The sequence below is a fragment of the Moraxella tarda genome (assembly GCF_035181405.1).
Lineage (GTDB): Bacteria > Pseudomonadota > Gammaproteobacteria > Pseudomonadales > Moraxellaceae > Moraxella.
On record NZ_JAYGGV010000002.1, the window covers coordinates 1 to 18,590 of the forward strand.

Annotated in this window: 19 protein-coding genes and 2 tRNA genes; 15 read left to right on the forward strand and 6 right to left on the reverse strand. The window is 41.7% G+C overall.

Annotated elements, in window-relative coordinates; translation table 11 throughout:
• On the forward strand, window positions 1-758 hold a 758-nt coding region (locus tag U9670_RS02490), incomplete at its 5' end, for a YadA-like family protein (RefSeq protein WP_323842443.1).
• Window positions 759-865: 107 nt separating this feature from the next.
• A complete protein-coding gene (locus U9670_RS02495; protein WP_323842444.1) occupies window positions 866-1,816 on the forward strand; it encodes an OmpA family protein in 951 nt (316 codons plus the stop codon).
• Between the two features lie 139 nt (window positions 1,817-1,955).
• Here the strand turns inward: U9670_RS02495 and U9670_RS02500 are convergent, their stop codons facing one another.
• Window positions 1,956-2,339: an SCP2 sterol-binding domain-containing protein gene (locus tag U9670_RS02500; protein ID WP_323842445.1), complete on the reverse strand. Its 384-nt coding sequence runs from the start codon at window positions 2,337-2,339 to the stop codon at window positions 1,956-1,958.
• Between the two features lie 679 nt (window positions 2,340-3,018).
• Here U9670_RS02500 and ccoN point away from each other — a divergent pair.
• Genes ccoN through ccoP form a run of 4 tightly spaced genes read left to right on the forward strand, consistent with a single transcriptional unit; the run spans window position 3,019 to window position 6,402 of the window.
• Complete coding sequence (gene ccoN / locus U9670_RS02505; RefSeq protein ID WP_323842446.1) at window positions 3,019-4,509, forward strand: cytochrome-c oxidase, cbb3-type subunit I; 1,491 nt, start codon at window positions 3,019-3,021, stop codon at window positions 4,507-4,509.
• A gap of 11 nt (window positions 4,510-4,520) precedes the next feature.
• The gene (gene ccoO, locus U9670_RS02510; RefSeq protein ID WP_323842447.1) at window positions 4,521-5,159 is read left to right on the forward strand and encodes a cytochrome-c oxidase, cbb3-type subunit II; all 639 of its coding nucleotides are present in this window, start codon (window positions 4,521-4,523) and stop codon (window positions 5,157-5,159) included.
• Window positions 5,159-5,335: a cbb3-type cytochrome oxidase subunit 3 gene (locus U9670_RS02515; protein ID WP_323842448.1), complete on the forward strand. Its 177-nt coding sequence runs from the start codon at window positions 5,159-5,161 to the stop codon at window positions 5,333-5,335. Before ccoO ends, U9670_RS02515 begins: the two co-directional genes overlap by 1 nt.
• Complete coding sequence (gene ccoP, locus U9670_RS02520) at window positions 5,332-6,402, forward strand: cytochrome-c oxidase, cbb3-type subunit III (protein ID WP_323842449.1); 1,071 nt, start codon at window positions 5,332-5,334, stop codon at window positions 6,400-6,402. The genes U9670_RS02515 and ccoP overlap by 4 nt, the downstream gene beginning before the upstream one ends.
• A gap of 205 nt (window positions 6,403-6,607) precedes the next feature.
• Here the strand turns inward: ccoP and U9670_RS02525 are convergent, their stop codons facing one another.
• Window positions 6,608-7,567 carry a hypothetical protein gene (locus U9670_RS02525; RefSeq protein ID WP_323842450.1) on the reverse strand — a complete coding sequence of 320 codons (960 nt, stop codon included), beginning with the start codon at window positions 7,565-7,567 and terminating at the stop codon, window positions 6,608-6,610.
• 199 nt (window positions 7,568-7,766) lie between these two features.
• Between U9670_RS02525 and U9670_RS02530 the strand changes: the two genes are divergently transcribed.
• Together U9670_RS02530 and lolD are read left to right on the forward strand one after the other, a co-directional pair.
• Entirely contained in the window at window positions 7,767-9,008 is a 1,242-nt protein-coding gene (locus U9670_RS02530) for a lipoprotein-releasing ABC transporter permease subunit (protein WP_323842451.1), read from the forward strand.
• A gap of 9 nt (window positions 9,009-9,017) precedes the next feature.
• On the forward strand, window positions 9,018-9,692 hold the full coding sequence (gene lolD, locus U9670_RS02535; protein WP_323842452.1) for a lipoprotein-releasing ABC transporter ATP-binding protein LolD: 675 nt from the start codon (window positions 9,018-9,020) through the stop codon (window positions 9,690-9,692).
• Window positions 9,693-9,718: 26 nt separating this feature from the next.
• On the opposite strand, the gene U9670_RS02540 is transcribed toward lolD, so the two are convergent.
• Window positions 9,719-10,297 (reverse strand): DUF2062 domain-containing protein, encoded by a 579-nt coding sequence (locus tag U9670_RS02540; RefSeq protein WP_323842624.1) that lies wholly within the window; start codon window positions 10,295-10,297, stop codon window positions 9,719-9,721.
• Between the two features lie 283 nt (window positions 10,298-10,580).
• Here U9670_RS02540 and orn point away from each other — a divergent pair, with 283 nt between their 5' ends.
• On the forward strand, window positions 10,581-11,177 hold the full coding sequence (gene orn, locus U9670_RS02545; RefSeq protein WP_323842454.1) for an oligoribonuclease: 597 nt from the start codon (window positions 10,581-10,583) through the stop codon (window positions 11,175-11,177).
• 59 nt (window positions 11,178-11,236) lie between these two features.
• Here the strand turns inward: orn and U9670_RS02550 are convergent, their stop codons facing one another.
• The 3 genes from U9670_RS02550 to U9670_RS02560 form a co-directional block, all read right to left on the reverse strand.
• On the reverse strand, window positions 11,237-11,569 hold the full coding sequence (locus U9670_RS02550; RefSeq protein ID WP_323842455.1) for a DUF3144 domain-containing protein: 333 nt from the start codon (window positions 11,567-11,569) through the stop codon (window positions 11,237-11,239).
• Between the two features lie 261 nt (window positions 11,570-11,830).
• Window positions 11,831-12,997 carry a methionine adenosyltransferase gene (gene metK / locus U9670_RS02555; protein WP_323842456.1) on the reverse strand — a complete coding sequence of 389 codons (1,167 nt, stop codon included), beginning with the start codon at window positions 12,995-12,997 and terminating at the stop codon, window positions 11,831-11,833.
• Window positions 12,998-13,288: 291 nt separating this feature from the next.
• Window positions 13,289-14,476: an MFS transporter gene (locus U9670_RS02560; protein ID WP_323842457.1), complete on the reverse strand. Its 1,188-nt coding sequence runs from the start codon at window positions 14,474-14,476 to the stop codon at window positions 13,289-13,291.
• Window positions 14,477-14,686: 210 nt separating this feature from the next.
• Here U9670_RS02560 and U9670_RS02565 point away from each other — a divergent pair, with 210 nt between their 5' ends.
• The 6 genes from U9670_RS02565 to grxC all read left to right on the forward strand — a co-directional run bounded on the left by U9670_RS02565 (window position 14,687) and on the right by grxC (window position 18,589).
• On the forward strand, window positions 14,687-15,997 hold the full coding sequence (locus tag U9670_RS02565) for an FAD-dependent monooxygenase (protein WP_416381476.1): 1,311 nt from the start codon (window positions 14,687-14,689) through the stop codon (window positions 15,995-15,997).
• 89 nt (window positions 15,998-16,086) lie between these two features.
• A tRNA-Ser gene (locus U9670_RS02570) sits at window positions 16,087-16,177 on the forward strand.
• An 83-nt stretch (window positions 16,178-16,260) separates the two neighbouring features.
• Window positions 16,261-16,351, forward strand: a tRNA-Ser gene (locus U9670_RS02575).
• 153 nt (window positions 16,352-16,504) lie between these two features.
• Entirely contained in the window at window positions 16,505-17,599 is a 1,095-nt protein-coding gene (gene rsgA / locus U9670_RS02580) for a ribosome small subunit-dependent GTPase A (protein WP_323842459.1), read from the forward strand.
• Window positions 17,600-17,686: 87 nt separating this feature from the next.
• Window positions 17,687-18,097, forward strand: coding sequence for a rhodanese-like domain-containing protein (locus U9670_RS02585; protein ID WP_323842460.1), 411 nt, complete (start codon window positions 17,687-17,689; stop codon window positions 18,095-18,097).
• A 231-nt stretch (window positions 18,098-18,328) separates the two neighbouring features.
• Window positions 18,329-18,589: a glutaredoxin 3 gene (gene grxC, locus U9670_RS02590; protein ID WP_323842461.1), complete on the forward strand. Its 261-nt coding sequence runs from the start codon at window positions 18,329-18,331 to the stop codon at window positions 18,587-18,589.
• Window position 18,590: the final 1 nt, after the last annotated feature.

Consider the following 18,590-nt stretch of genomic DNA (forward strand, 5'->3'; position numbering starts at 1 on the left):
CAGGTCCTAAAGGCGACACAGGTCCTAAAGGTGATACTGGTGCCATCGGTCCAGCAGGTCCAGCAGGTCCAGCAGGTGCTATCGGTCCTCAAGGTCCAGCAGGTCCAGCAGGTCCTAAAGGTGAAGCAGGTGTAGCCGGTCCAGCAGGTCCAGCAGGTCCTAAAGGTGAAGCAGGTGTAGCCGGTCCAGCAGGCCCAGCAGGTCCTAAAGGTGAAGCAGGTGTAGCCGGTCCAGCAGGTCCAGCAGGCCCAGTAGGTCCTAAAGGTGAAGCAGGTGTAGCCGGTCCAGCAGGTCTAGTAGGTTCAGTAGGTCCAGTAGGTGTGCGCCCTGTGCAGTATAGTGATGCCGATGGCAAAGCGACTCCTGCTACGCCAAGCAATGATGTAACTTTGGTGGGTGGCTATGTCAATGCGCCTGTAACCATTCATAATGTAGCAGCAGGGAAAGCGCCAAGTGATGCGGTAAATTTGGCACAGCTTGATGCGCTAGGCAATAGACTAAATGCACGCATCGGCGATGTGCAAAGTAATGCCAACGCAGGCACTTCATCAGCAATGGCAATGGCATCTTTGCCACAAGCATATATTCCAGGTAAGTCAATGCTGACCGGTGGTGTTGCCAGCTATAATGGTGAGGGTGCAGTCGCCGTTGGTTTATCCAAGCTGTCTGATAATGGTCGCTGGGTGCTTAAAATGTCTGGTTCTGCTGATACCAAGGGTAATGCAGGTGGTGCAGTGGGTGCAGGGTTCCACTTCTAAGCTTGATGAGCATCGTGCCACATCTTAATAAAAACATTAAGGTGTGGCACTATCAATTTTATATGATATTGATAAAGTATTGATTTTTTGTTATTTAGGATAACATCATGAAAAAAATTACTGCGTTAAGCATTGCGATGACAGCATTTATAATGACTGGCTGTATGGGTACAAAGCAAATCAGCCAAAATATTACAAGCAAAGGTACAATTGCTGCCAAGGATATCTATTTTCCCAAGCTTGATGACGCTTGGCAAAAAGATGGCCAATTTCCAAATCGTGAGAATCTAAGCAAGATTCGCTCTGGTATTGCTAAAGACGAATTGTATCAGTTGATCGGTCGCCCACATTTTAATGAAGCTAATCGTGCTCGTGAGTGGGACTACATCATGAAGTTTTATAAAGCGGACGACAGCGTGAAAGTCTGCCAATACAAAATCATCTTTGATGATAATTTTCATGGTCAAGAGTTTTATTGGCTGCCAGCGGACTGTGCTGCTTACGCCAAGCCACCTGTTGCTACGCCTGTCATGCCACCTGCTCCAGTTGTGGTTCTTTCTCCAACCGCTCCAACCGCTCCAACCGCTCCAACCGCTCCAACCGCTCCAACCGCTCCAACAGTTCCCACTCCAATCATCAAAGAGCGTATCAATCTAGAAGCAGATGCTTTATTCATGTTTGATAAATGGAAATTAGAAGATATGCTACCAGCAGGGCGTGTAAAGCTTGATGATTTGGCAACAAAATTGCTTGAATGGGAACAGCGTGGCGAATCTCGTATTCATCTGACAGGTCATACCGACCGTTATGGCGATGATTTGTATAATATGAACTTATCCATGCTTCGTGCTAATACGGTTCGTCAGTATCTGATTTCTAAGGGTGTAACACCAAGCACTCTAACAGCATCAGGTGCAGGTGAGTCTCAGCCATTGCCAGATGTTGTGTGCGATATCAAAGCACCAAAAGCTCAGCAAATCATCTGCTTACAGCCAAACCGTCGTGTAGAGGTTGATGTTACTGTCTATGCTCGTGTAGATGACAGTGCAGACAAGTAGCTTTAAATAACCATCAATTGGTTAAATTTCAACCATCATAAAAAAACCGCTCATCAATGAATGAGCGGTTTTTTTATGATAGTTGAAGCTGGTTGGATAATATCAATGTGCTATTTGATGTTAAGCTTTGCTATATGTATCAAAACTCGGTGATTTTTAAAATTTCTTTAAAAAGTGTTTTTTGTTCTGGGCTTGGCTTTGTAGATTGCAAAGACATCACGGCACTCATGTCGCCATCAATGCGAATTTTTCCCATCATAAAAGCCTCAATGGCGATATTAATGTCGCCTGTTGTTAGAATATCACTGAGTGTGTTGTTGTCAATGATGACACTGGCGGTAGCACCCTTTGCATGACCTTGGTGAATTTTACCGTCTTTTAGGTGTAATAAAACAGGCTTGTCTTGCTCTACCGTTGCATTCATCACAAGATTTGCCAATGCAGGGGGTAGATTGAGCGTGGGGGCTTGTTCATTTAGGGTATTGACGATATCAAACCATGACTGAGATAAAAATTGTGCCATGAATATTCCTATAAATTTATGACCGACTAAAAACAAGTCATTATAAAGTAATTTACTAAAAAAATCTTATATATGCACAGATTATCCACAAATTACCGTCTAATCATTTTAACAATTAAAGATTGAATGAGCTTTTGGTTAGCAAAAAAAGTTGGCTTGAAACAAATTTTAATATTTTGATGGTGGTTGATATTGGCAAATTTTGCAAAAAATTGACAAAAAATATTGCCAAACCTCAAAAATATTGCCAAACCTCAAAAATATTGCCAAAAAATCAAATATTTTTACAAAATATGGTCTAAAATTTACATTTGTGTTGTATAATAGCGGTTGAAGAATTTTAATAATTCCATGATAGTAACATGGAATTGGTTCAATTTAGGTATAAGCAGTTTAGCTTATAAAACGCAAGCCAAGCTAATCACAGCTAAGCAAGCACCGACAATGCACATATTGGATAGATTCTGATGGTCTTTGTTGTATTTTCCTTAAAAAAATTAAGGATTTTTTGCGGTTATTTGCTTAGAGTTGATGATATTTATGGCACTTTGCGTTAAAATATACAAATATAACTCAAAAAGCGTTGAAAATATTGTTGTTATATGTTTGCCAAAATTAAGGCAAATGGCTAAAACCAACAATATCGCTATATAAATCGGGCTGCACAGGAAAATATCCAATGAGTCTAACTAAAACAGCAGTAGCACCGAATATTGACCATGAACATGAAATCACGATTGTGCGTTTCTTTACCATCATGGCGGTATTTTGGGGTATTATTGGCATGACAGTGGGTGTGTTCATCGCATCTCAGCTTGCATGGCCAGCACTTAACTTTGATACATCTTGGCTATCTTTTGGACGATTAAGACCGCTTCATACGAATGCGGTGATTTTTGCGTTCGGTGGATCGGCACTTTTTGCCACATCTTATTACATTGTACAGCGTACTTGTAAGACACGACTGTTTGCACCATACTTGGCGTGGTTCACCTTTTGGGGTTGGCAGGCGATCATTGTCTCTGCGGTCATCACCCTTCCGCTAGGTATCACCTCTGCCAAAGAATATGCCGAGCTAGAATGGCCGATAGACATTATGATTGCCCTTGTGTGGGTTGCTTATGCCATCGTATTTTTTGGTACTTTGATTAAGCGTCAGACCTCACACATTTATGTGGCAAACTGGTTTTTTGCAGCATTCATCATTACGATTGCGTTACTACATATTGTTAATAACTTGGCAGTTCCAGTAGGTCTATTCAAGTCATATTCATTGTATGGCGGTGCAACAGATGCAATGGTGCAATGGTGGTACGGCCATAATGCAGTAGGTTTCTACCTGACGGCTGCATTTTTGGGTATGATGTATTACTTTATTCCTGTGCAGGTCGGTCGCCCTGTTTATTCTTATCGTCTGTCTATTGTTCACTTTTGGGCACTGATTGCATCATATATGTGGGCAGGCGGACACCATCTGCACTATTCAGCATTGCCAGATTGGACCCAGTCTTTAGGTATGGTGTTCTCGCTCATTCTATTTGCACCATCTTGGGGTGGCATGATTAATGGTGTGCTAACACTATCAGGCAGTTGGGATAAACTTCGTACTGACCCAATCATTCGTTTCTTGATTGTTGCTCTGTCATTCTACGCAATGAGTACCTTTGAAGGTCCGATGTTATCTATCAAGGCAGTAAACGCCATCAGTCATAATACCGACTGGACGGTAGGTCATGTTCACTCTGGTGCACTTGGCTGGGTGGGTATGATTACCATCGGTTCTATCTATGTGTTATTGCCACGCATTTGGAATAAGGCGAAAATGTACTCAACCAACCTGATTACTGTGCATTTTTGGCTTGCGACCACAGGCACGGTTTTGTATATTGTTGCATTGTGGATTTCTGGTATCACTCAAGGCATGATGTGGCGTGCTACCAATCCAGATGGTACTTTGGCATATGACTTCATTCAGACGGTTGTGGTATCACATTGGCCATTTGTGGTGCGTGCATTAGGTGGTGCATTGTATGTGGCTGGTATGTTTGTCATGGCCTATAACTGCTACAAGACCATCAAAATGCCAAGTGTTCCTGAGCGAATCGCTGAGCCAGAAGAGGTGAATACTGGTCGTGATGAAGTGTTTGATAATGACACTGTCAAGGCTTAAAGGGGAGAGTCATGTCAAATATAACTCATGAAATTGTAGAAAAAAATACAGGTTTACTGGTCGTCTTTATTGTCATTGCCATTAGCTTTGCAACCTTAGTTGAGATTGTACCGCTGATTTTTGATACCAATGCACCTAATGAAGGCGGGGTCAACAAACCGTTGCCAAATATGCGTCCTTGGACAGCTTTAGAGCTTGAAGGTCGTGATATTTATATCCGTGAAGGTTGCCATGTGTGTCATACGCAAATGGTGCGTCCGCTCCGTGCCGAAGTTGAGCGTTATGGACCATATAGCCGTGCGGCAGAATCAACTTGGGATCACCCTTTCTTGTGGGGTTCTAAGCGTACTGGCCCTGATTTGGCTCGTGTGGGTGGCCGTTATTCAGACCAATGGCATGTTGATCATCTGACTAATCCGCGTTCTGTTGTTCCTGATTCTGTCATGCCATCTTATCCTTGGCTTGCCAAGAATGAAGTTAATGGTGTCAAAGTGCAACAAAAAATGCGTCTGTTTAAAGATCGTTTTGGCTTGCCTTACACCGAGCAAGACATTGAAGCAGCACCTGACCAAGTGCAGGGTGCAACCGAGCTTGATGCGGTGGTTGCCTACCTACAGCAACTTGGTATTGCGATGCAAGGTCAACGCTAATGAACTGGGGCGTTTTACACAGTATTGCGACGGTGATGGCACTTATTGCTTTCATCGCCATCGCATGGTGGGCATATTCACCAAAAAATAAGAAACGCTTTGAAGAAGATGCACAACTTGCGCTCGATGACAGCGATGTTCTGTCATTAAAAGGGCGCACTAAGGATATACAATGAGCTTTTTTTGGGGTTCTTGGATTACTGTCCTATCACTCGGCTGTTGGTTATTTATCTTCGGCGTGTTAGTGTGGACACTAAAATCTAAACCTGTCTTAGAAGAAGATGAGACGACAGGTCATTCATATGATGGTATTAGAGAATATGATAAGCCATTACCAAAATGGTGGCTTGTGATTTTCTTCGGTACATTAACTTGGGGTTTGGGCTACTTTATCTTGTTCCCTGCCATTCAGCCAAATGCTTGGAAAGGCATTACAACAGTTGAGGTTGATGGTCAGGCTGTGCCTTGGACATCAGAAAACGAGCTAAACAGTCAGCTTCAAGCCAACAATAAAGTATTTACTGAAAACTTTGAACAAGGTATTTTGGCAAATGCAGGGGCGACAGAAGCCACAGCCGTACTTGCAAAGCTTAATGAACTGCAACTACAAAATAAAGGTAAGGCTGAACCGTCGCCTGAGTTACAAGGGCAAATCGATGAGCAAGTTAAGTTGCTTGCCCCTTATGTGGACAAACTGTCTGCTGATCCAGAGGCCTTAAAGGTAGGTAGCCGTCTATTTTTGCAAAACTGTGCACTGTGTCATGGCTCAAATGCCAAAGGTGCAACAGGCTATCCAAACCTAACGGATAATGACTGGTTGTACGGTGGTGAAGCTGAAAATATCTTGCTTACCATTCATAATGGCCGTGTGGGTGCGATGGCAGCTTGGCAAAAGCAACTTGGCGAGTCTGGTGTTCGTGCAGCGGCTGAATATGTGTTGGATATTTCTGGCAATCAAAATGGCTATGAGTTAAATAAAGCACAAATTGCACAAGGTAAAGCCATTTTTGAGCAAAACTGTGTGCTCTGCCATGGTCCAGATGCTAAGGGATTGACCGCAATGGGTGCACCAAACTTAACTGATGATATTTGGTTGTTTGGTGGAGATCGTGAAACCATTCGCACCACCATTCGTCATGGTCGTTCGGGTGTGATGCCAGAGTGGCAAACCAAATTGGGTAATGAGCGTATCATGCTATTGGCTGCTTATGTGCGTTCACTATCTCAAAATCCAACTGAATGATGATAGTACTTAGACCATCATTTTAGTCACTCCACGAAAAAAGGGCCAGCATTTGGCTCTTTTTTTTATTTTGTTTTTTAATTTCACCATCTTTTTTTCAACCATTTTTATTGGTCAACAAAAAAAAGCCAAACTCATTAATTTGGCTTTTGACTTAGTTTTTTTGTGGTTGATGGTGAATTAAAAAACCGTTAAGGGTATCAAGTTAGGGGCGTTGGTTTTGAGCATAGATGGCTGCTTGTAGCCAAATGTTTGCTTGAATAAAATCATTTACCTTAATGGCTTGTGTGGTTTCATCGGCCATGGCAGCAATGCGTACTACAAGTGGTGTAGCATCAGGCTCTTTGAGAATGACCACATCAAATAACATCAATTCTTTATCAAAAAAACTGTCTCTGCTGATGCCCAATACCTGACCTTGGCACCATGATTCATCTTCTTGACCAAATGTCTCACCAAACAAATAAATGCAACTGTGGCCAAAATTAATCTCAACAGGTGCAAGGCTTTCACCATCTGTAAGATCGGTGGGTGTCCATGTGCGGATTTGTTCTTCAACATCATCTGGAACTTGTCCATTGTTGGCACTGACAATGTCGTTAAATGCACGATGATAGCGAATGGCGATGGGGTCATCAATCAAGATGGTTTCTTCTTGGTTGCTTGGTTTGATGTTGTACGCCCATGCACTTAGATTGACATAATAGGTTTTTGGTGTTTTGTATTCGGTATGATTAATGGCGTATAGCTGATCAAAAGCATAAATGATGGTGCCGTCTTTGGTTTTAAGGCGTAAAATGGCATCAGATGTTGCATTACAGCGAATGATGCGTTCAATTTGACACTCAACACCATAAGGACTATCTACCGCAGGAAAAGCATTGATGAATGCTTTTGGTGTACCATTTTCTAGGCTTAATATCTGCTTGATATGGCAGGGTGTATCGTTTGCGATGAGCAACTTATTGTCTGATGGGTGGCTTTTTATCAAGCCATTTGGTAAGCTGGGATTATTAAGCATTGCTTGTAGCCAATTTGGAACATCTTCACTGATGTTTTCTGTCAAGATGGCCCAATGGTCTGCGTGGCCTGCATTTTCATTGCCAGGCAAATCTATTTTGTTGGGTGGAACTTCGTGTTTGTAGGTATAGCGTATTTGATTCATGGTATTTTCTCATAAACAATTGCTGTTTTAATAAGGGGTATTCCCTAAAAAATCAAGGCATGAGCGTTATTTGAGTGTCAATTTAAATGTTAATTTAAAAAAACGGTGTGTTGTCCGCTAATTATCATCTCAAAAATAACCAAAAAAATAACCAAATGGTGTAAACTATACAGTTATTTATTTTTTTTGAGAAAATTCTATGTTTCGTCCTTTGGCGTTGTTTATTGGATTAAGATATACCAAAGCTGAACGCAAAAATGGCTTTATCTCGTTCATTTCGTTCATTTCAATGATTGGGCTGACGCTTGGCGTGGCAGCACTGATTACGGTGCTGTCGGTCATGAATGGTTTTGATCGTGAGATGAAAACTCGCATTTTGGGCATGATACCACAGGCGTCTGTCATGTCTTATGACATCATGCCAAACTGGCAGGAGATTTCTGATACCATCATTAAAAAAGATGATAATGTCAAAGCGACCGCACCATTCATTCAATTGCAAGGAATGCTGGCGGCAAATGGGCAGGTTTCAGGCGTCATGGTATTTGGTATTGTACCAGAGCTTGAAAAAAATGTATCCATCGTTGATGATTATATGACGCAAGGTGCTCTGACCAGCTTAAAATCAGGTGAATTTGGCATTGTGCTTGGTGAGGGTATGGCTCAGAACATGGGCGTGAGTGTGGGTGAAAAAGTAACGCTTGTGCTACCTGAGGCCTCTCCATCATTGGTGGGTGTGATTCCTAGATTTAAGCAGTTTACTTTGGTGGGGACTTATCATATCAGTAAAGATGTTGATGGTGTGATGGGATTTGTTGCCATGCGTGATGCAGGTGTGATGTTGAGATTGCCAGAGGGTGCTCAGGGCGTAAGATTATTGACTCATGATATCTTTCAAGCACCTGATGCAGCCAGAAAGGCAGCCAGCCTTGATGTCAATTTATATCCTACCGATTGGACAATGACACATGGCAATTTGTTTAATGCAGTCAAGATGGAAAAGTCCATCATTGGCTTATTGTTATTTTTAATCGTCATTGTTGCTGCTTTTAATATTGTGTCTAGTCTTATCATGCTTGTTACAGATAAAAAATCCGACATTGCAATCTTAAAGACTTTTGGTGCATCATCAAAGCTTGTCATGCAAGTGTTCATCGTGCAGGGTATGATTATTGGTGTGATTGGTACGATTGCAGGGACGATTTTAGGGCTTGCTTTGACTTTTACTGTTAATGATATTGTTACTTATATTGGGCAGATTTTTGGTGTGTCGTTATTAACATCAGGGGCGTATCCTGTAGACTTTTTGCCAACACAAATTGAGGTATTTGATATCATCTTGATTGTGGTTGCTTCATTTTTACTAAGTTTTTTTATGACAATTTACCCTGCTTTGCGTGCATCTCGCATTCAGCCAGCTCAGGCTTTGCGTTATGAATAAGGATGAATGATGAGTATTATTTTAAAAGCTGATAACATAACTAAAGTTTATGATGAGGGCAGGATCAGAACGCCTGTACTGATGGGTCTAGATTTGATGGTTCATGCAGGCGAACGCATTGCCATTGTGGGCAGTAGTGGCTCTGGTAAGAGTACGCTGCTACATTTGCTTGGTGGGCTGGACATACCGACAACAGGTGAGGTTTGGATTGATGGCAAGTGCCTTAATCATCTGAACGAAACTGAGCGTGGTCAATTGCGTAACCAGTATCTGGGGTTTATCTATCAATTTCACCATCTGCTACCTGAATTTACTGCTACAGAAAATGTTGCCATGCCACTACTGATGCGTTCTGATGTTGCTATTAATGAGGCGCGTAGGCGAGCTGATGCAATGCTAGACAAGGTGGGATTATCGCACCGCACACATCACAGACCCAGCGAATTATCTGGTGGCGAACGACAGCGTGTGGCGATTGCTCGTGCTCTTATTACCAATCCAAAGCTGATTTTAGCAGATGAGCCAACAGGTAATTTAGATGATGATAATGCTCAAACGGTGTTTGAGTTGTTGTCGGATTTACAAGATGCTTTTGGTACAGCATTGCTTATGGTAACACATGACAGACAGCTTGCTGCACGGGCCGATAGACAGCTAGAAATGCGTGGTGGTCAATGGATTTGATGGGTTTTTTTAAAGCAAGAGATTCATCAAATAGAAAAATCTTCATCTTCTTGATGTTGTTGGGTCTGTGCCAACTCTCGTTGTTTATGCCCTTTTTGAGTATTAAATTTGGGTGCTTGGGCGTTATAACCTGCCCGTTTTTGCCAAGTACTGATGATGTGGTAGTGAAATATCCAACGAAATAAAAGCCCAAGTATGATACTGGTGATGATTGCACAGACGGTCAAGCCCACTATAAAGGCTTTTAGTGAAAATAGATGATGCATAAAGGGGTTTGCCCCTTGACCTGCCACCCATAGTGTAAATTCAGATAAAATCACGCCAATTGTACGAATGCCAATCACAGGTTCGCCTAAGATGAATGCACCTAACGAATATGCAAACCAAAATACAGGAATGGTCGTTAAGGGATTGGTGATCCAAGTGAGTGCAACGGCCATAGGGATATTTGCACGGATTAATAATGCACCAATGATGGCAAGTGGCATTTGCCCTGGCAGGGGGAAAAAGGCACATAATACGCCAATGTACACCGCTCTTGTCAGAGCATCACGGTGCATATGCCATAGGCGTGGGTCTGTAATAAAAGGTGCGAACCACTTCATGATGCGATTTTCATGCAGCTTTTCTGGTGTAGGTAGCCATTTTTTTAATGTTTTTTTGGGCATGACAAATGGTGATTGATGAATGTTTGATCATTATACCAAAAAAACACATTTTTGGCTTTGTGATTGTGCAGTTGTATGTTGGGTTTTTAGTTAAATTGCAGGTCATGACTTGCAAACAGTATTTTAATTAAGGCATTTTAATGATGGATTAAACAATGGGCTATCAAGCTAACACAAGGTATGATACAATGCTTGGATTTATTTTCATAATGGTCAAATCATGAACGGTAAAATTAACATCACCCACCCAAAACCTTCAAAATCCAAAAAAAACACCAAAAAAGCACTCATCTGGATTGACTTGGAGATGACAGGGCTTGACACACTTAATGATGAAATCATTGAGATTGCTACCATTGTAACCGATGATGATTTAAATATCCTAGCTGAGGGTCCTGTGATTGCCATCAAAGTGCCAGATACCGTGCTAAATTCAATGGATGATTGGAATAAGAAGCAACACGGTCAGTCAGGTCTAATAGACCGAGTGCGTCGTAGTACGGCGACTTTGGCAGATGCTGAAAATGCAACCATTGAATTTCTTTCTAAATGGTGTGCTGAGGGCATATCGCCGATGTGCGGTAATTCAATCTGCCAAGACCGCAGATTTTTGGCAAGACAAATGCCCCAATTAGAACGCTATTTTCATTACCGCAACCTAGATGTATCAAGCATTAAAGAGCTGTGCTACCGCTGGCGTCCTGATGTGGCAAGCGGCTATCAAAAGGGTGGGGCACACTTGGCATTAGATGACATTCGTGATTCTATTCGTGAACTTCGTCATTATCGTGAGCATTTTTTTAAGCTACTTGATTGATGGCATATGCCATCAAACCAAATACCGTCCTATCGCATCGCCAGCCATTTGCTTGTCAATCATTTGGTGATGTTGGTATACTTTTCAAAGTTTTTAATATAATCATCTAAATTGTCAGACAGCATTTGTTGATATTGGGCGGTATAGAATTTGATGATTTCCTCTTTTTCTTTTTCAAAGTCGCTTGGTTTAATAAAGCCAATTGAAGCAACAGAAGCACTATAACGAGCTGATGCATACATGAGCGATGAACCAACTTGACCTGCGTGTGATTTTGGTGATAGTTGGCTATTGGCAAGATTGATGAAGGCGTCAGCACGCTCATAAAAGGCGTTTACTTGGGCTTGAAATTCCTCAGGACTTAGATTGGGCTTGTTGGCTTGTTCGTTCATGCGATATTCCTATTGAATTAATTGTATTAAATTGTTGGAAATTTGTGATATTTTGGGTAATTTTACTGTCAAAACATCAATTTTTAACAAATTGAAGTAAAAAATCAAAAAGAGAGCAAGAAGCATACTTTGCCTTCTTTTTGATTTATTGTGATGATTGCCAAAATGACAATGTTGAAGCATCATTTGGTTTGATAGCAAATTTTGACAATTTATTGTCAATCTATTTTATTTATCTTAACTTATCCAAACCTGCTTTGATTACAAGCCTGCATCGGCTCGTAGAGCATCGGCACGGTCAGTTTTTTCCCAAGTAAAAGCATTGTCTGAGCCTGCCCGCCCAAAGTGTCCGTAGCTGGCAGTGATTTCATACATCGGTTGTAATAAGTCTAGCATATGAGTAATGCCATATGGACGCAGGTCAAAATGTGCACGGATTAAGCGTTCAATGCTTTGGTTGCTGATTTTGCCAGTGTTAAAGGTGTTTACTGAGATAGAGGTTGGTTCGGCAACACCAATGGCATAGGAAATTTGCACTTCACAGCGGTCAGCAAGACCAGCAGCGACAATATTTTTGGCAACATAGCGACCTGCATAAGCAGCACTTCTATCCACTTTGCTTGGGTCTTTACCAGAGAATGCACCGCCACCGTGTCGTGCCATACCGCCGTAAGTATCTACAATAATTTTGCGACCCGTAAGCCCTGCATCACCCACAGGGCCACCGATGATGAACTTGCCTGTTGGGTTGATGTGATACAAAGTATCTTTGTGTAGCAATTGACTTGGAATGACAGGTTTGATGATTTCTTCTATGACAGCTTCTTTTAGGGCGTCATAACCGATGTCTGGACTATGCTGGGTGGATAACACAAGAGCATCTATGGCAACTGGTTTGTGATTGGCATCATAGCGTAGGGTAACTTGTGCTTTGGCATCTGGGCGTAGCCAGCTTAGCGTGCCATCTTTACGCAATTGTGCTTGACGCTCCATCAAACGGTGCGAGAGTTGAATTGGTGCTGGCATGAGCACATCTGTTTCGTTGGTGGCATAGCCAAACATCAAGCCTTGGTCGCCTGCACCTTGATCTTCTGGTCGGCTTCTATCAACACCTTGGGCAATTTCAGGTGATTGCTTGCCAATCATATTGATGACCGCACAGCTGTCGCCATCAAAACCCAAATCTGAATGATTATAGCCGATTTTATTGACAGTGGTACGCACGATATTCTCGATGTCAATATTGGCATGGGTGCTGATCTCGCCTGCTAGAATGACCGCCCCTGTTTTGGTGAGGGTTTCGCAAGCGACACGAGCGTCCTTGTCTTGGCTTAAAATAGCATCTAGCAAAGCGTCTGAAATTTGGTCAGCCATCTTATCAGGATGTCCTTCGGACACAGATTCTGAGGTAAACACTTGATAATTCATAAACAATCACTTATAAAAAAAATAATAAAAAAATTGTGCGAATTTTGGTGGCTTTTTTAGGCTTGACAAAATGGTCTGATGACCAAACGCACAAGGTGAATTGCAGTGTGTTTATCATGAGTGGTGTTAATGATATTTGGTACAGATAAAATCACAAGGCATTTGGGGGAAAATTATAAGATATTTTCATGCAAATTGCTAATGAAATATTTTTATGTATGGGTTGAAACTGGTGATTTTTTATTGAGTCTTTTGCCATTAAAGGTAAATTTATAAATTTACTTGGATTGATCATTTTTTAAGGGGTTGTTGATTGGCCTGTTTTTTCATCAACAACCAAGCCACCATCAATGCCACCACTTGTACAGCGGTGATGAGTGCTACGGCCAGCTTCCATTGCCCCTGTGCATAGGCGATGGCGCACGCCCAAGCACCGATGCTACCACCGCCATAGTAGCCCATATAGTATAGACCAGAGGCAAGCGATCGCCCTTGGCTGACCTGACTACCGATGTAGCTGATGGTTGCCGCTTGAGTAATGAATACGCCTGACGACATGACAATCAAACCTATAATGATGAGCCAAAGCGGTGTGGCCAATGTCATTATTAGCCCCATCATTGAACATAATATTGCACTGATGATGACATTTACCGTGCCAAAGCGTATGATGAATTTGCTTGACATGGGTGTGATGACCATGCCAATAAGATATAGTGAAAAGATGTTAGCAAGATGTGATGCGTCCAAATGGTAGGGGCTACTTGCTAAGTGCAGATTAATAAAAGTAAAACAACCGACTAATGAAAATAGCACACAACCACCCAGCATACAGGCACTGATAACCTGACGGTTTTTGCTATGCAAAATCAGTAGGGTAAAGGCGTTTTTAAAATCGCCACTTTTAATGAAATGCCGAGAGTTTGGCAGGGTTTTTAGTGTCCATATTGCACCAATGAGTGTTAAAATCGCCATCACCAGATATGCCTGCCGCCAGCCAATCAGCTCATGAAGATGCCCTGCAAAAAACCGACCACTAAAACCACCAAGTACTGTCCCTGCGACATACAAGCTTGTCATTTGTGCGACATTTTTGTTGTACTCTTCGCTGATATAAGCAATCAGCACTACTGTAATGCCAGGTATGGTCAAACCTTGTAAAAACCGCCATACAGACAGCTCATCTACCGAGCGACTCATACCAACCATGCCAGTGGGCAGGGCAAGAAGTAGTAGCGAGCCAACAATGAATACTTTACGCCCAAATGTGTCTGATAATATGCCGATAAAAGGTGAGATTAGTGCAATTGCCAGCACGGTTGCACCAACTGAAACACCGATTGCCACCTCAGAAGCATTAAAATCTGCTTTCAAAATTGGTAAAATTGCTTGCACTGAATACACTTGCAAAAAAGCAAAAAAACCAATCATGGCGATTGTGAGTTTTTCAATAAAATTAGGTGTGTAAAATGTTTTCATGATGTGAAAGCTTTTATGCTAAACGGCCTGATTATTGTATCATGGTTTGGGTGCTTTGACTGAGTTTAAAAATCATTACTTTGTGAATATCAAGATGAGTTTAACAAAAATTTTAGTGCGTTTTTGTGGATTGTGGTACAATTTTATATCCGCTTTATGCTGTTTTAGTTTTTGCATGAATGAATATCAATTTGATATAAGATGACCAAAATGATAACAACTGCCAATACCGATAATCATACCCAAGATTCATCAAGCCAAAATCATCATGATCAGCAAGACACCAATCATGTCATCATTATTGGTGGTGGTCAGGTGGGCCTATCTTTGGCGTTACTGCTGGCACATCAGGGTATTTATAGTACAATCATTGAACAGTTTGCCTATCCAGCCATCAGCCCTGATGATGATAAACACCGTGCTGTGTATTTAGATAGTCGCAATACAGCATTATCACGGCGTACGGTACAGATTTATACTGAAATTGGGTTGTGGGAGAGTATGCAAAGCCATGCTTGTCGTATTGATGGCGTAGAGATTAGCGAAGTGGGAGGTTTTGGGCGAGCAAAGCTGGATAAGATGGCCGAGGGCGTAGAGAGCTTTGGTCAGGTCATAGAAAATGCGTGGATGGGTCGCCAGTTATTATTGGCGGTGCAGGCGAGCGATTTTGTTTGTTTGATTGATGATGCAAGTGTTGTGGACATTCAGCAAAATGACACATCAGCATCTGTGGTTTTTCATAAAAATGGTAAAACGCATTGTTTGTGGGCACCTCTTGTTGTTGCCTGTGATGGGAAAGATTCCATCAGCCGTCAGATTTTAAAGGTTGGTATTGATACGCATGATTATGGGCAGGTAGGTATCGTTGGGGTAGTTGAGACTGACAAACCGCATCAACATATCGGCATTGAGAAATTTTCGGCTGTTGGACCGCTTGCGGTATTGCCTTTGACTGATGGGCGTGGTGATGGTGTAGATGGTACAACTCAGGGTTATCGCCGTTCTGTGGTGTTTATTTGCAAGGCTGGTGAGCAAAAGCGTTATCTTGAAGATGATGAGTATTTTAAGGCTACTTTGCAAACGGTATTCGGGTCAGATGCAGGCAAGTTTATAGCGGTGGGTCGTCGTGGGGCATATCCACTGTCTAAGGTGTTGGCACATCGGCAGGTTGTGGGTCGTTGCGTGATCATGGGGAATGCCGCCCATACTCTACACCCTGTGGCAGGACAAGGGTTTAATTTGTGCCTGCGAGATGCGTATGCTTTGGCAAATATGCTTGGTGCTAATAGACGCCAGAATATTGATTATGACTTGGGCAACTTCGCCAACCTAAGAGCCTATGAACAGGCTCGTCAAAAAGACCAAAAACGAGTGATCCGCTTTTGTGATACGGTGGTGGATAGCTTTAGCAATGCCAATCCTATGATGAAATTTGCTCGCAATGTGGGCTTGGTAATTTTTGATAAAGTGCCAGGTATTAAGCCTTTGGTGGCAAGCTATGCGATGGGACTAAAATCTTAAAAAAGTGTTAAAAGATAAAGTAAAAATTTTTTAGAAAATAGCAAAAAATGCTTGCAATCTACCAAAAAATCGCTATAATACACGCCTACGGAAGCTTGGCAGAGCGGTTGAATGCACCGGTCTTGAAAACCGGCGTGGGTTTGTAGCCCACCGAGAGTTCGAATCTCTCAGCTTCCGCCATTATTTTAAGTAAGATTATGTGCTTATGATCTCAACCTATACACTTAACTATTGATTGAGTTTAAAGACAAATAGCTATATTTGGAAGCTTGGCAGAGCGGTTGAATGCACCGGTCTTGAAAACCGGCGTGGGTTTGTAGCCCACCGAGAGTTCGAATCTCTCAGCTTCCGCCATTATTGTTGTATCAATGAGATATCTTAATGACTAAAACCACCAGTTTGGTGGTTTTTTTTATATCAAATAAATTTTATATTAAACAAATTGTTTAACAAGATTTTTTAAGTTAAAATGAGATGCTTTATCCTTTTATTTTAATTTGATTCATCATGTCTTTTATCCGTCGTCGCAAACTTACCAAAAATCAAACTCGCCAAATCCAAAAAAATCAAAACAAAATTATTGATGATGGCACGCTGGTCAGTGGGGTTATTGTCTCGCATTTTGGCAAGCAACTTGATGTGCAGATTACCGAATTGCCCAGCATTATGCCAAATTTTCCTGATATCACTACCAATAATGACCCAGCTTCATTAAACCTTGGCGATATTTGGCGTTGCCATGCTCGCACCAACCTACCTATGATGACATCTGGCGATGAGGTTAAATTTAGCATTGACATCACTTCTGGTTTGGGTAGGATTGAGGTACTTCTTGATAGGCGTACGCTCATTATGCGGCCAGATCGCTATAATAAAGTCAAGCCTGTGGCGGCAAATATTGATATGCTTGCCATTGTCTTTGCCCCCATACCAAAGCCTGCAACCAATCTGATCGACCGATATTTGCTTGTGGCACGCCTAAGTGGCGTTAGACCGCTTTTAGTATTAAATAAGGCTGATTTATTGATGAACTTCGAGGAGGTTGATCAGATTTATCAAGAATATCAGTGGCTTGGCAAAAAATATGATTTTGATATCATTCAAACTTCAAGTGTTAATTTGGGTGGTCTTGATGAATTGCAAACATATCTTAATGGTCAGCTCACCATCTTTGCAGGTCAGTCTGGTGTGGGAAAATCAAGCTTGATTAACCAAATTTTACCCAATGCCAACCAACCAACCAACATCATCTCGGTGGGTTCGCAGCTGGGGCAACACACAACCACTACTAGCCGACTGCTTGCTTTTGATGACCAAGATTTGACCAAAGGTGGCATCATTGACACACCAGGTATTCGTGAATATGGTATATGGCATTTGTCCAGTGATGATATCATGAAAGGTTTTGATGAGCTTAATGAGATTTATGGTGATTGCCAATTTCGAGACTGTAATCATGCCCAAAACGCCAAAGGCTGTGCATTTTGGCAGGCAGTAGGTGAGGGTAAGATTTTGGCACGGCGTATTGAGAGCTTTAATGATTTGGTTGAAGAAGCGAAGGTGAGTGCGTCATCAGCCAGAAGTCAATTGATAAAAAATTAACCATTGACTTGATAAATTGACAAAATTAGTGTACTTTTAATAAATTTTGATTATAATGAGACTTTTGAATTTCAAATTGGAGAGACTGTGGAGCGTTGGCTAACTTTTATAGGTAATCACCCTGTGTTATTCGGCATCTTAGCGGTGCTGATTGTGGCATTTTTTATGGTGGAGGGTAAGCGTAACGGCAAAAAAGTTGCACCCAATGAGCTTGGTTTACTCGTCAATAATCAGCAGGCACGCATCATTGATATCCGCCCTGCCAATAAATTTGCACTTTCGCATATTTCAGGCAGTCGCAACATTCCATTTATTGAGCTAAAAAATCACCTAGATGAGCTGCGTGCCATTGATACGCCTGTGGTATTTGTCTGTGATGTTGGTTTGCAGTCAGGTGCGGCGGTAAGTCTTGTGGGCAAATCTAATTTTATGCGTTTATCTGGTGGCATACAGGGTTATCAAGCAGCTGGCCTACCATTGACTGTTGCTAAAAAATGATGGCTGGGTATTGATTATAAAGCCAAAATTGGCAAAATTGAACATAAAAGATGAAATGATTGTTGATTTTTGGCTTGAAAAATTGATCGCTTGACCCAATTGAATGAATAAGGTTGGCTTTTTGATTAAGTTTTTAATTTGATTGAATTTAACAAATGCCATTATCAAAAGATGATATTAAATTAAATATATTCATTAAATTTTAGACTTTTTAGAGTATTGAGGAAGGGTATGGCACAAGTAACTTTATACATCAAAGAAGAATGTCCCTATTGCAGAGCAGCGATTCAATTGTTGAAAAACAAGGGTGTGGCGTACGAAGCGATCAGTGTTTATGACATGAAAAGCGAAGAAAGAGTCGCTTTGGCGGAACGAACCAATAACTATCGTACCGTACCACAAATTTTTATCGGTCAGACCTTTATCGGTGGTTTTGACCAATTAAACAAGCTCAACCAAAGTGGCGAACTTGACACCATGCTTGGTGCCTGAT

Coding starts and splice junctions, on each gene's coding strand:
- U9670_RS02495 (WP_323842444.1), top strand. CDS start 866: ATGAAAAAAATTACTGCGTTAAGCATTGCGATGACAGCATTTATAATG.
- U9670_RS02500 (WP_323842445.1), bottom strand. CDS start 2,339: ATGGCACAATTTTTATCTCAGTCATGGTTTGATATCGTCAATACCCTA.
- ccoN (WP_323842446.1), top strand. CDS start 3,019: ATGAGTCTAACTAAAACAGCAGTAGCACCGAATATTGACCATGAACAT.
- ccoO (WP_323842447.1), top strand. CDS start 4,521: ATGTCAAATATAACTCATGAAATTGTAGAAAAAAATACAGGTTTACTG.
- U9670_RS02515 (WP_323842448.1), top strand. CDS start 5,159: ATGAACTGGGGCGTTTTACACAGTATTGCGACGGTGATGGCACTTATT.
- ccoP (WP_323842449.1), top strand. CDS start 5,332: ATGAGCTTTTTTTGGGGTTCTTGGATTACTGTCCTATCACTCGGCTGT.
- U9670_RS02525 (WP_323842450.1), bottom strand. CDS start 7,567: ATGAATCAAATACGCTATACCTACAAACACGAAGTTCCACCCAACAAA.
- U9670_RS02530 (WP_323842451.1), top strand. CDS start 7,767: ATGTTTCGTCCTTTGGCGTTGTTTATTGGATTAAGATATACCAAAGCT.
- lolD (WP_323842452.1), top strand. CDS start 9,018: ATGAGTATTATTTTAAAAGCTGATAACATAACTAAAGTTTATGATGAG.
- U9670_RS02540 (WP_323842624.1), bottom strand. CDS start 10,297: ATGAAGTGGTTCGCACCTTTTATTACAGACCCACGCCTATGGCATATG.
- orn (WP_323842454.1), top strand. CDS start 10,581: ATGAACGGTAAAATTAACATCACCCACCCAAAACCTTCAAAATCCAAA.
- U9670_RS02550 (WP_323842455.1), bottom strand. CDS start 11,569: ATGAACGAACAAGCCAACAAGCCCAATCTAAGTCCTGAGGAATTTCAA.
- metK (WP_323842456.1), bottom strand. CDS start 12,997: ATGAATTATCAAGTGTTTACCTCAGAATCTGTGTCCGAAGGACATCCT.
- U9670_RS02560 (WP_323842457.1), bottom strand. CDS start 14,476: ATGAAAACATTTTACACACCTAATTTTATTGAAAAACTCACAATCGCC.
- U9670_RS02565 (WP_416381476.1), top strand. CDS start 14,687: ATGATAACAACTGCCAATACCGATAATCATACCCAAGATTCATCAAGC.
- rsgA (WP_323842459.1), top strand. CDS start 16,505: ATGTCTTTTATCCGTCGTCGCAAACTTACCAAAAATCAAACTCGCCAA.
- grxC (WP_323842461.1), top strand. CDS start 18,329: ATGGCACAAGTAACTTTATACATCAAAGAAGAATGTCCCTATTGCAGA.